Below are 15,154 nucleotides of genomic sequence, written 5' to 3' on the forward strand. Positions count from 1 at the left end.
TGAACTGGAGGCTTAATAATGAACCGTAATTCCTTATCTCATTCTTATCTGCATGTGCTTCTCCTAATTGCCATCTGCATGATCACTTTATTTGGCTGCCAGGAGGTATCAGATAACCTAACTAATGAATCAACTAAACAAGAGGATTCGACGTCCAATTCAGACACAAAATCCAGCAGCAATTCTTCAAATGAAGAAAAAGGCAAGACGTTCACGGCCAAGATTGTCAGGGTCATCGACGGAGATACAGTAAAAATTAAACTGCCGAGTGGAAATGAAGAAACGGTCAGGCTTCTATTAATAGATACACCAGAAACCGTACATCCCTCTAAGCCTGTTCAGCCTTTTGGACCTGAAGCAAGCAAGTTCACCAAAGAGTTAATGCCTGCAGGCTCGGAAGTCGAAGTAGAAACCGGCATCAGTGAGAGAGATAAATATGGACGGCTGCTAGCCTATTTTTATGTAGATGGAAAAATGGTGAATAAACTCCTGCTTGAAAAAGGACTAGCCCGTGTCGCCTATGTTTATGCCCCGAACACAAAATATATTGATGAATTAGAGGGTATTCAGAAACAAGCCAAAAAAGAAGAAATAGGCATCTGGTCGATAGAAAACTATGCAACCTCAAAAGGATTTGATGATTCGAATACTGAAGTAGTAACAGAGAAAAAAAACGCTAAAAGCACATCTTGCAGTAAACCTGAAATTAAAGGTAATATAAATTCTAAGGGCGATAAAATCTATCACATACCTACTGGCCAATATTACGAAATAACTAAACCAGAAGAACTTTTTTGTACCGAACAAGACGCTCTAAATGCTGGATTCCGTAAATCGCAGCGTTAACAAAATACATCACCCTGAATTATTTTTGCTAGATCTCACATAAAATACAAAAGGTGAAATGGGTACATATCTGTTCTTAGTATTAGTTCCCGCTATGTAAAATTCCAGACTACTCTTCAACTACTCAAGAAAGTCGACCTCTATCTATTACTTACTTTTATAATTAATAGTGATGACATTAAACTGCGTGAGAAAATTATCTGGTAAAAGAAAAGAATAGCCTCATATGTTTACGGCTTTACTTTGAATGAAGATGAAAAGTCATCAACCAGATCTGAAAACCTGTCGGAAAATGAATTAGTATATTTATTTAACACATCCAAGCATTTGGATGTGTTTTTTATTTGATCATCCCGAACATACAAAACACCTTACAATACTTCTAAATTTCACCCTTCACTTGATTAAGTTACTATTTAAAGTCATAAAACTCATCTTTTATTTCATCCATTTTACCATTAGGCTATTTCGCTATTGCTGGGAGAATTACTTAAGGTAAAAGCACCCGGGAATACATGTAAAGTGCACTTTTCCAAAGGTGTTGCCTAATGGAAGATTTCTCAGCTGTAACGGTTGAATTCACCCCGATGATTCATCACATTATCCGCTCTCTCTCAATCTATAAAAATAAGGATGATTTTTTTCAAATTGGTTTGATTGCCTTATGGGAGTCATATGAGAAGTTCAATGAAGAAAACGGAAAATTCTCGAACTTTGCTTATACCGTAATAAAAGGCAGGATCATTAACGAGCTAAAGCGTCATCATAAATATGAAACACATACCAGGCCCTTTGATTCCGCTATCCTTGAAGTTAAGGACCGTTTTACAATGCATGAAGAGGCTTTCGTTTTAGAAAATATCTTAATCTATACGGAAACCTTGACACTAAACCAGCAACGGTGGCTACTCCATACATTTATTGGGAATAAAACCACATCCGAAATTGCTGATATGTATCAGGTAACCACTGCAGCCGTTAAATCATGGCGCAAATCCGCCCTCCTTAAATTAAGGAAAAAAACGGATTTTTCTTGGTAAATAGGAAAAGGGGTGGCTCATCATACTGAGCCACCCCTAATATCCATTCCCTTAACTTCTCGCTTCTTCTAAATAAGTATAAATTATTTCACCGTTATGCTGGGCATTTCCTCGAAAATGTTTAAAGTCTTCTCTTTTCACAAGCACTTCACGAAAACCTAAAAAGTCTTCCTTTTTTATCCTGAATTCATTCATTTCACGGTTTGCCAATTTATCAAGTACATCTTTCGCTTCTTGAGCATCCATTCTAATATCCTCCTTAATTTTTAATCGTTTCAATAATAATCAGACAGGAGAAATTCCGTTTCTATTTTAACATAAGCCTAACTCCAAATATAAATCAGATTTTTTTGTTCCTTACTTTACTACATTATTCTTTACGAATCACCCAAAATAGTGCAAACTGTATAGTAAAATATCATAATGTAAATTGATTGGCATTTTAAATACCATCTATTTACATACAGGTTGGCATAGCTGCGCTTACATAAGATACCAAAATATGCCATATCATTACTACTGCTTTATTCAATTTTTACTTTCTTTAAAAGTTCAACCTACTGCTCTGCCGACCGAAGAGATATCTAATTCTCTTACTTGCACTCCCCAGGTCAAAATCTAAACGGCAAGATGTTCGAATAATCCAATTACTCCATAGTTACTTTTTGATCATTGAAAATGAAATGGGAAAGGATGATTACCATGAAGAAAGCGGAAGTCGGAAATATCATTGAATTTAGAGAAGGCTTACAAGGAATCGTCGAGAAAGTGAACGAGAACTCAGTAATCGTGGACGTCACGTATATGGAAAATTACCGTGATTTAGAACTTGAACAGAAAACGGTCGTCAATCATAAGAACTATAAAATCATAGGGTAATTTAACGTAATCAAACGGAATGGTTTCTTAAACCATTCCGTTTTCACTTTAGTTAATTAATAATTCGTTCAAATCTGTTATTTTTTGTAACTTTTTTTCATTTCATACCGTCTATATATAAAAGTTGATTCGTCACCAGACCTTTGGAAGGCATGAAATCACTTAACACACATTAGAAAACATTCCAGAAAGTTGAGGAAAAAAGATGACTAATTGGACACCTTATTTAGGTGGAGCCACATTGGCTGCATTTCTGCTGACTGGCTGTGGGACAACCACAGATGAGAAGACGGCTGAGCCACAGGAAGATTCAGTGAAGGAAGAGAACAAAGGCGGTGCTTCTAATGGCAATGATAGCAGTTCCGACCATAACAACAAAGTAAGACTAATGGAACAAAATCTGCAATATACAAGTAATGGGGAGGCTAAAGAAGAAACAGCTTTCTTAAAAAATAGCGATAATCAACCATTCAGCCTCTATGTTCTGCAGCAATATAAGTTAAGTGCTGAGGAACCAGGTAAAGATATAGTATTCCTGACTACAGATGACTCCATTTTTATGAGAATTGAATTATTAACGGGTGATGTTAATTGGGATGAAGTCGAAGAAAATGTCCAAACCCAACTTAAAAGTCTTTCAGAAACAATTGAGGATCCAGCACTTGACGTTGATAACGGGTCGGGATTTGAAGTCGTAAAAGGGGATGATGTGATTACATCCATTTTGCTCAAAAGTGAAAAATCCCCTGTCCGCTTAACAATGTTCACTAAGAGGAATCAAGATTACCGAGATGCCTTTCTAGAGATGGCTAAAACGCTGATGAGAAAATAATAATTCATTGACTCCAGACGGAGGGAAAAGCTCATACCTTCTTTTTCCTCCATTTTTCATTTCTCCTTCCCTGCCTTGCTTTTCCAGACCAGCATTAAAAAAAGCAGACTTATGTATCCAAATACCGGATAGATATATCCTAATAGCCTTCCATATCCGTATTCACTGATGATCAAAGCTATTAAAAAAATAATAGCTATGATTAGCATGCTTGGTACTTTAACATAGCTGCTAATTTGCCTTTGTAATCCATAAATATTCCCAATAACCGAAGTGAAGATTTCCCCGTAAATCACCAAAATAAACATCCAATATAACTGCCCAGCTGCAGTTCTCATAATAACCGCCGAGGGAATTTCATAGCTAGTTACATCTGGAAGTGTCATAAGTGAAAAATGCCCAGTTAGTAAGATTATTGTGAGAAAGATACCACCAAGGATGGCCCCATGCTTAATAATCTTTTCGTCGCGGACTTCATTGGCAACCGGAACCAGAACGGCCTGCGCTAAAGCCAGGTTAAAGGCTGTATATGCAAATGGAGAGAAAATCATTTTCAAGGAAATCCCTTCATCAGGAACTTGCGTAAGAAAAGACAAAAAGTCACCATTTCCCAAAGTAGAGAAAAAGAGAATCAAACTAAAACAGATCATGATTGGAACAACAAAAGAATTGACTGTGAAAACGCCGCGCATCCCCATCATCAGAACTAATGATGCCAAGATGATGGTAGACCAGCTTCCCACACTTTTAGGAACGCCAAGTTGTTCCTCGAAAACTGCCCCTGAACCCGAAATCATGACGGCCGTCACACCTAACAGCATGATAAGGAAAAAGATATTGATGATTCCTGCTAACTTCTTACCGAATAAAAATTGATTGAACTCTTCATAAGAAGTAGCTCTTATCCTTGTAGAAATAAGCATGATCTTCGTTCCGGTAAAAATAAAAATATAACCTGCTATTAAAATCCCGATAAAGCCATAAATGCCATAACGGGTAAAAAACTCGACAATCTCTCTTCCAGTTGCAAAACCAGCTCCAACGACTGTACCTACATAAACGGCTGCAATCTGAAAAATCCCTGACCACCTTGACAGCATACTTTCCCCTCCTCTCTACATTTATATGTCAGGTGGAGGCATTTAAGACAAGCCAAGTAATATTCCCTATTGATTTAGGCTCTGTAAAATAATCTTGTTGATATTAAACTCTTTCAAACAATATATAAAGTAGACTTATTTTAGAGTCAGCCCCTTTTAAACTTTCTAAGAACATTAACCTTTAACACAGCACTGAGTAAATGAGAAATGAATAGTATCTAATAGACCAAAACAATAGATACAAGTTAGTTCACTTGGCAGGGAACGTAAAAAAACGCTTAAGGAAAAATATCCTCAAGCGTTTTAACACAACGATTAAGTTGTGGCTCATCATGGAATTTATTGTGATACTTATTTCCACTTAAAACTCAGCTCATCACCTTTTATAATGTTTGATCATCGACGGAGGAAAGCCATTCATCGATCACCTTGACAACGGACTGAACTGTCCCATCAGCAAATGGTGACTTCAGATTCGCCGATTCTACGAGACCAAGGAAAGACTTGCTGCCTCCAAGTTGGCACAGATTCAAATAATCTTCCCAAGCCGCCACATCCCCCTCTACTGATCTTTTCCAAAATTGGAAGGCGCAGATTTGAGCCAATGCATAGTCGATATAATAAAATGGAGACTGATAGATATGGCTCTGGCGCTGCCAATATCCTCCATTTTCTAAAAATTCATTTCCTTCATAATCACGGTGAGGCAAATAATCCTTCTCGATTTTACGCCACGCCTGTCTTCTTTCAAGTGGAGAGGCGTCGGGAGTTTCATAGACGAAGTGCTGAAATTCATCCACAGCTACCCCATATGGCAGGAATACAAGTGAGCTACTTAAATGAGAGAACTTATACTTTTCTGTATCTTCTTTAAAAAACAGCTCCATCCATGGCCATGTAAGAAATTCCATGCTCATCGAATGGATCTCACAAGCCTCATATGTAGGCCAGTAATATTCCGGAATATCGTGGTTACGGCTCCGGTATACTTGGAATGCATGACCCGCCTCATGTGTTAAAACATCTATATCTCCGGAGGTCCCATTGAAATTTGAAAAGATAAATGGAGCTTTGTAATCTTCTATGAAGGTACAGTAACCACCACTTTCTTTTCCCTTCTTCGCCACAAGGTCCATCAAATTGTTATCTATCATAAAATTAAAAAACTCATTCGTTTCAGTTGAAAGTTCACGGTACATCGTTTTGCCATTTTCGATGATCCACTCAGCATCACCTTTAGGGATCGCATTCCCCGTTCTAAATTGAAAATTTTCATCAAAATAGCATAGATTCTCCAATCCAAGTCGTTCACGCTGACGTTCCTTCAATCGGGTAACAAGCGGTACCACATCCTCTTTCACCTGCTTACGGAATGCAGCAGCCATCTCCGCATTATAATCAGTCCTTGTCATTCGATTATATCCGAGCTCGACGAAATTTTTATACCCTAGCATAGTCGCAATCTCATGCCGTACTTTCACAAGTTCATCAAATATTCGATCCAATTCTGCCTGTTGTTTTTCAAAGAAGCTGTAATATGCTTCACTTGCATTTTTTCTTAGCTCACGGTCCGCTGACTCCATAAAAGGCTGAAGTTGTGCAAGTGTACGCTCCTCTCCTTCAAATTCAATTTTTGCAGAGGCGATTAACTGTGAATATTCGCTTGATAGTTTATTTTCTTTTTGCAGATGCGGAATAATCTCAGGTGAAAACGTTTTGAGTTGGGCCTCTGCCAAGTCAAATAGTTGTTTCCCCCATTTCATCTCAAGCTCCCGACGAAACTTCGACCGAACAAGCTCAGTATAAAATATGGAAGTCAGCTCCTCCATTTCAGGAGAGAATTCATCTAAATAGTCGTTCTCAGCTTTATAAAATTCATCATTTGTATCAATGGAATGTCGAATATAGACCAAATTTAACATGGTACCTACATAATTTCGAATTTCATTTATTTCTTCCATCGCTTTCACTTGTATGTCTATTTCTTGTGCATCCCTAAACTTCTCCAAAACTTTCGTGAACTTCGATTTGATTTCATCCATTTCAGGACGTCTATATTCATACTCATTAAATTTCATATGTCCACTCCTTTTTATACATTTTATCTAAGACATTTGCCTAAATGCCACAATTACCATCAATAGAAGCCGTCTTATACATCCTCCTTTTAATGGTTATCGTGATATAGTTAAATTCGCCACAGTAAAAAGAAAAACCTGCCTATACCTAGAAACAAATACGGATTTCCCTAGCCATGTTTCCCCTTGTATGTGCTAACCAAACCAGGTAAACCCACTGATTTATTTGTGCGAGAAAATCGATAAAACGACCAAAAAAAAACCAGCACCTAATTTATTAATTAAAGGTGCTGGTTTAATAAGCTACTTTTGAGCGGAATAACCAATTTTTTTAAGTAATTCTATCACGGTAGCCTTTTCCTCTTTTGTGAGAACACTCATGATATCATCGATTCTTTTTTCATGCTCAGGAAATACTCCTTCAATAAAGGCCTTTCCCTTATCCGTTATTTTGGCAAAAGTTACACGGCGGTCTTCTTTACATGCTATCCGCTGTAGATATTCCTTTTGTTCGAGCTTATCCACGACATATGTTATACTACCGCTCGCGAGCAGGATTTTTCCACCTATTTGCTGAAGAGGTTGATCACCTTTATGATAAAGCAATTCTAGTACTGCAAACTCTGTTGGATTCAAACCCTCTTCAGCTATATGTTTATTTACAACATCATTAATGGACCGATGAGCTCTCGACATCACAATAAACAGCTTTAAAGACTGTTGGATGTTATTATTCTCCATAACTTCACAACCTTAAAATTTTTAATTAAAATATCTTGAATTAAAAGTTATTATATGACATTACGGCTTCTTTGTCAATTTGACTAATCAGTATGTACTATTGTTTAATCATACAGTTTGATATACTAGAAAAAAAAGCTAAAGTAGTGACAATCATGAAAACTAGGCATAAATTTACCACATATCTGCTTATTGTTATTTTACCATTAATTATTCTATCTATCATTTTTTGGATGTACTTAGAACAATCCATCCATAAAGAGCGACAAGATCAAGCTGAATGGGTTGGATCAGTTTGTCAAGAATACATAGACGAAGTTATCAGTGAAACGAAAGAAAATCTGGAACTGCTAAGTCTTAGCAGTTCTGTTCTATATATGGAGGATAAAAAAACAAAACTCCTTATGAACTGGATTAAAGATACAGATCCGAGGTACGCAGGAGTATATTGGCTAAATCAAGATGGCATTTCTATTTCAGGGACAAATAAGGATTTCCTCCATTACTTTTTAATTGAACAGGATGATATAGACAAGGCAGTTGAAACCCAAAAAGCCGTTGTTGTTGGGAAGAGGGAGCTAAATAACTCGAGTTTTAATTATTTTACCATTTTCGCCCCTATTTTGGATAACGACAAAAAGGTTCAAGGTTTTTTATTGGCACATATTAGGTTGGATTATATAGAAAACGGTTTAAAAATGCTTATCCCTAATCAATCGGTGAAACTAGAAACGAGCAATAAAACTCGCATTCTGGAGATAAATGCCGAAGGAGTTACTGGAAATTCAACATGGGTGAATGTTCCTTTGACTGAAGTAGATTGGACTTTTTCCGTTAAAATGCCCGACCGGCTTAACACCATCAACATGAATGTTTTTTTAATTTTTGTCTTTTTCACATTCTTTATTACTCACATGATATATATAGTTGTGGAGGAACAAATCGTTCGTAGAGAGAAGAAAAAACAAAAGCAATTAAACGAAATGCAAAAAATTGATTTTGTCGGTACACTGGCGGCTAGTACTGCACATGAAATAAAAAATCCCCTCACCGGCATTAAGGGACTAGTCCAATTACTTGTTGAAAAACACCCTGAAGAACAAGACCAGTTTTATTATTCTGTCATCATGAAAGAAATTGAACGAATAAATAGCATTGTCAGCGAGTTTTTAATTTTAGGAAAACCCATAGTACATACTTTATCCTTATACGATATTCGCAGTATTATTGCTGAATTAAGACCAATAATAGAATCCGAAGCACGTTACTTAAATATTGAGCTGGAATGGAACATCGTAAAGGAACCAATCATGGTTTATTGTACAAAGGACCAACTCAAACAAGTCATTCTTAATATTACCAAAAATGGCCTGGAGGCAATGGAACTTGGCAAAAAGCTAACCATACAAATTTACAGAGAAAATGAAAAGGCAAAAATAGAAATCATCGATACTGGGCATGGGCTGAATGAAAAAGACATCAGTAAAGTGTTCGAGCCATTCTACACGTCCAAAAAAGAAGGAACTGGATTAGGTCTTTTCGTGTGCAAGCGAATTATTGAACTTTTTAATGGAACGATCGAGCTTACAAGTAAACCTTTAAAAGGTACAACAGTTATTATTAGTTTACCCATATTAAATGACAACTTGGAGTAATACGATCATTTATGAGTTTATTTCTCATATGTTGGGCAATACGAACACTAACAATTGATTTAAACAAGGGTGTAATACATACAGAGCACACTTGCGAGCGAATGATTGGAATATGTAAGATTCTTATTTTAGAAAGAAGGAAATATACATATGGCAAGTATCACTGCATTTAAACCAGAACCGCAAAAAAAAGATATGACACTGAAGATCATGATTATCATAGGAATATGTCATTTAATGAATGATTCCCTTCAGGCCGTTGTACCGGCCATGTTTCCCATTCTTGAAAAATCAATGTCTCTAACGTATACACAGCTAGGGATGATTGCATTCTGCTTGAATATCGTCTCATCGCTTCTCCAACCTGCTGTTGGCTTTTATACAGATAAAAAGCCACTTCCCTTTGCATTACCTATTGGATTGACCAGCACTTTAATCGGGGTCATCGTTCTCGCACTTGCACCAAACTATACTATAATCCTTGGTGCAGTCATTCTAATGGGCTTTGGGTCAGCCATTTTCCATCCGGAAGGCTCCCGGGTTGCATACATGGCTGGAGGTCCTAGGAGAGGCCTGGCACAATCAATTTATCAGGTTGGTGGGAATAGCGGGCAAGCTCTCGCCCCTCTCATTACTGCCATCGTACTTGTTCCATTTGGTCAAAAAGGTGCACTTTGGTTTGCCTTAGTTGCCTTTACAGCCGTTATGCTATTACTGTATATTGCCAAATGGTATTCTCAAAAGCTGGTGCACTTCAAGCCAAAAAAGGTTGCAGCTAAAGTAATTAATAAAGAGCGCTCCCATAAAGTGGCCAAAGCTCTGGTCTTAATTTTATTCATTATTTTTGCCCGTTCCTGGTATGTCTCTTGTATGACGAACTTTTACAGTTTTTATTTAATCGAGCAGCATTTATTCACGATAAAATCCGCACAGATCTTCCTATTCGCCTTTTTAGCTGCTGGGGCTGTAGGAACGTTTTTCGGCGGACCTCTTGCGGACCGGTTCGGCCGTAAAAACGTGATTTTGTTTTCTTTCGCTGCCAGTACGCCTATAACCGCTCTGTTGCCATTCGTCCCGCCTACAGCCGCCTTTATCCTATTATTGATCGCGGGATTTATTATTATGAGCAGCTTTTCAGTTACCGTAATCTACGCACAGGAACTAGTTCCAGGCAAAGTAGGAACAATGGCTGGCTTGACCGTCGGCCTAGCATTTGGAATGGGCGCCATAGGATCTGTTTCATTGGGGGCAATTGCAGATGTCATCGGAATCGCATCCATGATTAAGCTTGTAGGATTCTTGCCTTTGTTAGGAATCATCAGTTTGTTGCTACCAACTGATCTCACTCTAAAAAAATGGTATGCCGAAGAATAAAACACATAAAGAATTACAGTACTACCAAATGAGTTTTTCCTGGAACCTATTTTTATCATCTCAATACAATATATTGTTTCACTCAGAAAACACACAAAAGTAACGATAAGTACCATACAAAGGAGAAATTTATGAGTGGAGTTTTATTAGGCAGCATCCTATCTGCTATGTCTACAGGGGCCGGTGCGTTACCCATCTTGTTCATTCAAGGTTCAATCACACATCGCTTTAGAGACACGCTTCTGGCATTTACTGCCGGTATTATGATGGCTGCTTCGTTACTGAGCCTGATTCCCGAGTCTTTAGCCACTGGGGGGTATATTCAGCTTGTTATTGGGGTTTTTCTCGGGGTCATGACATTAACAATTATGGAGAAAAACATTCCACATATCGATCTCGGTCATACGAAGAGTGGCATTCAATTCGACGAAAAGGCTTTGCTTATCATTACAGCCATTACACTGCATAATATCCCGGAAGGTCTTTCTGTTGGGGTCAGTTACGCCTCAGATGCAGCTGATACGGGCAATTTAATTGCTTTTGCTATTGGTCTGCAAAATGCTCCGGAAGGTTTGCTTGTCGCCTTGTTTTTAATCAATCAAAAAATCGGAAAGTTTACGGCGTTCATCATAGCCACATTAACCGGTACCATCGAAATAATCACAGGCCTAATAGGTTTTTATTTAACTTCTTACATTGGTTTTTTAGTTCCATACGGCCTCGCTTTCGCCGCTGGTGCTATGCTTTTCATCGTCTATAAAGAATTAATCCCTGAAAGCCATGGGGATGGAAATGAGCGCACATCCACCTATTCCTTCATTGTCGGCCTATTGTTTATGGTTATATTATTGGAAATTTTATAATTCTCGTGCATTCATGGCTGGCCCTTTAAAATGAGTCAGCCTTTAGTTTTTGCATCTCAGACTAATGATATATTTTTAAAGTTGTCATTTAAGCCAGATACACCTATGAAGCTGCCTTCATACAATTAACCACCTGTAATTTTCTGTATATTTAGAAAGTGGTTTAGTTATTGAACCCCTCAATCATAAAAGAATACTATGTACCTCTGTTGAGTTAACTTACTCCGACATATAAACCTAACACTCTATTTTCCCAACTAATTGAACTTTTCTAGTTTTTTAACCAAATTGAACTTTTCCTGCAACACAAAGAATGTCCTCAGAGTCTTCCTCTGTTCACTCCTCTGCAAGTTGTCCAAACTAAGAGAAAAATAAATATAAACTATCCCCTTATTTTTAATGATCTTTGTATCAAATCTTTTGAAATCATATAAGCAGACAGCACATCACAACGTTCATCAATCTCTTAAAACAAAGCAGCCCGGCTTCTCTCTCCGCATATATATATTTATATTCCATCCTTGTTCTTACGTTTCCATAGTTCATTACTAACAGGATTGAAAAAAAATATATACACCATATGAGAGTTTACTCCCTTTTATGTTTTTCCATTTCTAATTTACAAAGTCATTTCATTCAGATCCATTTAATATGTAAAATCATCATTAAAGGGCTTCTGTACAATAACAACCATTTCTTCTCGTTTATTTCTCACTTCAACTGACGAATGATGTTGAAGGATTAAATACTCATTTATCAGTTTATCAAGTTGCTCGCTTTGGCGAAGGGTATACTCATGACTCATCCCATACATTTTTGCCAACTCCATCATTTCCCAACGCTTCATTCGAATTTCAGAACAAATTTCCGTAGTACTCCTAGAATTCATAACAACACTCACTACTCCTGCCCTTTTAAAGTTACATTATAATAATGAAGTATTACAAAATATGCCTTATATGTAAATAGATTCGCAAAAAAAGACAAAACTTCTTAAATTGCGATAAAGCCTGACCCTTCAGCGGACATGATATGACGGGAATTTCTTATCATAATCTACTTGTTTTGATTTAGGATCCTAAGTCTTAAATCGTTTTTACATACTGCTAACTCTGGACCTTGAGCCAATATTATTCATATTTAATTTTCACTGTTTTGTTACTTGCTAAAATACTTCGACAGTTTACCACCTTAGCAAACTAGAACGAAATTATCAATAAGTAATAAGTTAATAGAGTGCATAAAGAGATTCATTCACTTCAAGGAAAATAGAATTTCATTAACAAAATGGCAAGCAATAACCGTTGGATTTTACATTAAACCTGTAAATCTCAATTAGATTCTAAATTTGAATCCTCCGTTAATTTCAATGAAATTAGCGTTGAGGTATGAAATTCAAAAAAGGAATCCATTGAAGAGGGATTCCTTCTTAACATTCAGACTTACTTATGCTTTCTGAAAAAATAACAAAATAGGGGAAGAAAATTCATCTGCTACTCTTCAAATTGCAAGCAACCTATCTTCATCCTCCTGTTTAACTCGCGAATGGTAAATATATATGAAAGCTAGTCCCCTTCTCAACTTTACTCTCCACTTCGATATAGCCCTTATGTTCCTCAATAATTTTATAGCTAACCATAAGCCCCAGCCCTGTCCCTCTATCCTTTGTCGTATAAAAAGGTTCACCCAACTTTTTCAGCATTTCCGCCGAGATTCCCATCCCTTGATCGATAATTGATATACAAACGTACTTCTCGGAAAATCTTCTCGTCTTAATACGAACAGAACCGCCATCCGGCATGACTTCCAATGCATTTTTAATAATATTAATAAATACTTGTTTTAGCTGATTTGCTTCGCAGAAAACAGTAAACTCTTCTTCTTCAAAGTTCGTCTCAAATTGAATATTTTCCAGTAGAGCTTGAGCGGCAAGCAACTCAAGCGTCTCCTTCAGAATTGTATGGACATCTTGTTTGAAAAATTTAAGTGCTTGAGGCTTTGCCAACACCAAAAATTCAGTGATTATGGTTTCAATCCGCTTAATTTCAGAGGTAATAACATGAAAATATGTAGAGAAATCACCCTTGACACCATCCTCAAGCAATTGGATGAACCCTTTTAAAGCCGTCATTGGATTCCTAATTTCATGGGCAATCCCTGCAGCCAGTTCACCAACAACATTTAAGGTATCTGATTTCCGAATTTGCTCCTGCATTTCAAGATTTTTACTCACATCACGAAAAATGGTTAAATGCACGCTCGAATATAAATTTTCTCTAGTTAAAAATTCAATATGCTTAACTCTTCCATTTTCAAACATTATCGGGATGATAGATGAGTAAACCCCATGTTTGTAGACTTTTTCAATATGAGCGTTCAGATCAGCTGCATTCCCAGGTATTTTTTCAATAAACTCCTTAATAGTTAAAGAAAGAAGTTTATCCTTCGAAATCCCCAAAATTTCCTGTCCCGCCTCATTAATGTCTGTAAACCCTTTATCATTCCATAAAATCAAGCCATCTAATGTTCCCTCAAAAATTTTCCTGAATTTCTTTTCACTATCCCGTAATTCTTTCTCAATCAGCCAGCGCTCGCTGACATTCCGAAAGATTGTCACATTATAACCATCGCCTTCATGTTTTTTTGAAGTTAATTCAAGTAATTTAATTTGATTATTCGGCATTTTATAAATCAGTTCTCCCCTGACCTGGGTGTCTCTTTCAAACGTATCCATCATCTGATTAAAATGTTGATTATTGCTGTAGACATATTTCCAAATATAACTGCCTATCAAGTCTTCCCTACTAGACTCAAATATTTTACAGGCTGAATGATTTACTCGAAAAATGATACCGTCATCATTCCAAAATATTATCGCATCCATTGACTGGTCAAATAATTCTGCAAAAATCCTTTCGCTCGTCTCTAACTTCTTTTCCATTAAATTCGATTCAGTAAGCTTTCGAAACACCGACATATATAATTCATTTCCGACTGTCGAACTAAGTGAAAAAATAAATGGATGTGGCTCATCATGGACTATTATCTCTACCTCTCCTCTGAAGTTCGACTCACTGAAGACTCTTCGAATACTTTCTTCCCAATATGACTTATATTTTTGGGAAATGAGATCCGTCATATTTTTTCCGACAATATCCTTTTTCGGAATGCCCAGGACATGGATAAATGCATGATTCACTTCTATGATTATTCCTGAGCTATCAAAAAGCACGATGCTCTCAATGGCTGTATCAAAAATGTCCAAAAACATCTGCCGTGACATTAATGTTTCCCGGGAGGATGAAACATCCAATGTCACATCCTCCAAACGATAAATTTGCTGTCCTTCGGAAGGCGCTCCAATACGCAAAAATTCAATTTGCTTTAGCGCTCCTGTATGAAGTTGAATCATTTTCTTTTCTCTTTCCTCGCTACTACTTTGTGAGCCGAATTCTTCATGAGTCAAAGGGATGACCTGAAGAAAATCAGTTAATTTCAGTAATTCCAGCTGCTCTCTCGGTGTTTCCAACAGAGTACAAGCTGCCTCATTCACATAAGTGAACCTTAGTTCCTCATCTACCCTAATATAGGGCTCTAACATAGAATTGAAAATTTCGTTATATCTTTCAATCTGTTTATTTAATTTTATAATTTTTTGTTTATATCCCGTTTCATTCTCATAACCTAAATTCATATTTACACCCCTTATTCAAAGACCAATACTTACCCAACCTTATTCGACAACT

General features: G+C 37.0%; 13 protein-coding genes. 7 read left to right on the plus strand and 6 right to left on the minus strand.

Annotation, left to right across the window (positions count from 1 at the left end; genetic code table 11):
• The first annotated feature begins 18 nt into the window (after positions 1–18).
• Positions 19–846: a thermonuclease family protein gene (locus tag JFU24_RS08680; RefSeq protein WP_242485307.1), complete on the plus strand. Its 828-nt coding sequence runs from the start codon at positions 19–21 to the stop codon at positions 844–846.
• 548 nt (positions 847–1,394) lie between these two features.
• The gene (locus JFU24_RS08685) at positions 1,395–1,886 is read left to right on the plus strand and encodes a sigma-70 family RNA polymerase sigma factor (RefSeq protein WP_201221533.1); all 492 of its coding nucleotides are present in this window, start codon (positions 1,395–1,397) and stop codon (positions 1,884–1,886) included.
• A gap of 51 nt (positions 1,887–1,937) precedes the next feature.
• Here JFU24_RS08685 and JFU24_RS08690 read toward each other — a convergent pair whose 3' ends face one another.
• Positions 1,938–2,132 carry a hypothetical protein gene (locus JFU24_RS08690; RefSeq protein ID WP_201221535.1) on the minus strand — a complete coding sequence of 65 codons (195 nt, stop codon included), beginning with the start codon at positions 2,130–2,132 and terminating at the stop codon, positions 1,938–1,940.
• A gap of 456 nt (positions 2,133–2,588) precedes the next feature.
• Here JFU24_RS08690 and JFU24_RS08695 point away from each other — a divergent pair, with 456 nt between their 5' ends.
• Positions 2,589–2,765 (plus strand): YkvS family protein, encoded by a 177-nt coding sequence (locus JFU24_RS08695; protein WP_082527747.1) that lies wholly within the window; start codon positions 2,589–2,591, stop codon positions 2,763–2,765.
• 205 nt (positions 2,766–2,970) lie between these two features.
• A complete protein-coding gene (locus JFU24_RS08700) occupies positions 2,971–3,597 on the plus strand; it encodes a hypothetical protein (RefSeq protein ID WP_201221537.1) in 627 nt (208 codons plus the stop codon).
• A 56-nt stretch (positions 3,598–3,653) separates the two neighbouring features.
• On the opposite strand, the gene JFU24_RS08705 is transcribed toward JFU24_RS08700, so the two are convergent.
• From JFU24_RS08705 to JFU24_RS08715, 3 genes are all read right to left on the minus strand, one after another.
• The gene (locus tag JFU24_RS08705; protein ID WP_057213407.1) at positions 3,654–4,697 is read right to left on the minus strand and encodes a YkvI family membrane protein; all 1,044 of its coding nucleotides are present in this window, start codon (positions 4,695–4,697) and stop codon (positions 3,654–3,656) included.
• Positions 4,698–5,080: 383 nt separating this feature from the next.
• A complete protein-coding gene (locus JFU24_RS08710) occupies positions 5,081–6,775 on the minus strand; it encodes a M3 family oligoendopeptidase (protein WP_201221539.1) in 1,695 nt (564 codons plus the stop codon).
• 303 nt (positions 6,776–7,078) lie between these two features.
• A complete protein-coding gene (locus JFU24_RS08715; protein WP_053345129.1) occupies positions 7,079–7,516 on the minus strand; it encodes a MarR family winged helix-turn-helix transcriptional regulator in 438 nt (145 codons plus the stop codon).
• A gap of 155 nt (positions 7,517–7,671) precedes the next feature.
• Between JFU24_RS08715 and JFU24_RS08720 the strand changes: the two genes are divergently transcribed.
• From JFU24_RS08720 to JFU24_RS08730, 3 genes are all read left to right on the plus strand, one after another.
• Positions 7,672–9,171 (plus strand): ATP-binding protein, encoded by a 1,500-nt coding sequence (locus JFU24_RS08720; protein ID WP_201181644.1) that lies wholly within the window; start codon positions 7,672–7,674, stop codon positions 9,169–9,171.
• 150 nt (positions 9,172–9,321) lie between these two features.
• Positions 9,322–10,545 carry an MFS transporter gene (locus JFU24_RS08725; RefSeq protein ID WP_201181646.1) on the plus strand — a complete coding sequence of 408 codons (1,224 nt, stop codon included), beginning with the start codon at positions 9,322–9,324 and terminating at the stop codon, positions 10,543–10,545.
• Between the two features lie 131 nt (positions 10,546–10,676).
• Positions 10,677–11,408, plus strand: a complete 732-nt coding sequence (locus JFU24_RS08730; protein WP_201181648.1) for a ZIP family metal transporter — start codon at positions 10,677–10,679, stop codon at positions 11,406–11,408.
• A gap of 646 nt (positions 11,409–12,054) precedes the next feature.
• On the opposite strand, the gene JFU24_RS08735 is transcribed toward JFU24_RS08730, so the two are convergent.
• The gene (locus JFU24_RS08735; protein ID WP_201181650.1) at positions 12,055–12,297 is read right to left on the minus strand and encodes an aspartyl-phosphate phosphatase Spo0E family protein; all 243 of its coding nucleotides are present in this window, start codon (positions 12,295–12,297) and stop codon (positions 12,055–12,057) included.
• A 645-nt stretch (positions 12,298–12,942) separates the two neighbouring features.
• The gene (locus JFU24_RS08740; protein ID WP_201249853.1) at positions 12,943–15,102 is read right to left on the minus strand and encodes a PAS domain S-box protein; all 2,160 of its coding nucleotides are present in this window, start codon (positions 15,100–15,102) and stop codon (positions 12,943–12,945) included.
• Positions 15,103–15,154: the final 52 nt, after the last annotated feature.

The sequence above is a fragment of the Peribacillus sp. TH27 genome (genome assembly GCF_016650915.1).
In the GTDB taxonomy this organism is placed as follows: domain Bacteria; phylum Bacillota; class Bacilli; order Bacillales; family DSM-1321; genus Peribacillus; species Peribacillus butanolivorans.

Excerpts from the sequence above, each read along its gene's own strand:
- JFU24_RS08680 (WP_242485307.1), top strand. The coding sequence starts at position 19 with ATGAACCGTAATTCCTTATCTCATTCTTATCTGCATGTGCTTCTCCTA.
- JFU24_RS08685 (WP_201221533.1), top strand. The coding sequence starts at position 1,395 with ATGGAAGATTTCTCAGCTGTAACGGTTGAATTCACCCCGATGATTCAT.
- JFU24_RS08690 (WP_201221535.1), bottom strand. The coding sequence starts at position 2,132 with ATGGATGCTCAAGAAGCGAAAGATGTACTTGATAAATTGGCAAACCGT.
- JFU24_RS08695 (WP_082527747.1), top strand. The coding sequence starts at position 2,589 with ATGAAGAAAGCGGAAGTCGGAAATATCATTGAATTTAGAGAAGGCTTA.
- JFU24_RS08700 (WP_201221537.1), top strand. The coding sequence starts at position 2,971 with ATGACTAATTGGACACCTTATTTAGGTGGAGCCACATTGGCTGCATTT.
- JFU24_RS08705 (WP_057213407.1), bottom strand. The coding sequence starts at position 4,697 with ATGCTGTCAAGGTGGTCAGGGATTTTTCAGATTGCAGCCGTTTATGTA.
- JFU24_RS08710 (WP_201221539.1), bottom strand. The coding sequence starts at position 6,775 with ATGAAATTTAATGAGTATGAATATAGACGTCCTGAAATGGATGAAATC.
- JFU24_RS08715 (WP_053345129.1), bottom strand. The coding sequence starts at position 7,516 with ATGGAGAATAATAACATCCAACAGTCTTTAAAGCTGTTTATTGTGATG.
- JFU24_RS08720 (WP_201181644.1), top strand. The coding sequence starts at position 7,672 with ATGAAAACTAGGCATAAATTTACCACATATCTGCTTATTGTTATTTTA.
- JFU24_RS08725 (WP_201181646.1), top strand. The coding sequence starts at position 9,322 with ATGGCAAGTATCACTGCATTTAAACCAGAACCGCAAAAAAAAGATATG.
- JFU24_RS08730 (WP_201181648.1), top strand. The coding sequence starts at position 10,677 with ATGAGTGGAGTTTTATTAGGCAGCATCCTATCTGCTATGTCTACAGGG.
- JFU24_RS08735 (WP_201181650.1), bottom strand. The coding sequence starts at position 12,297 with ATGAATTCTAGGAGTACTACGGAAATTTGTTCTGAAATTCGAATGAAG.
- JFU24_RS08740 (WP_201249853.1), bottom strand. The coding sequence starts at position 15,102 with ATGAATTTAGGTTATGAGAATGAAACGGGATATAAACAAAAAATTATA.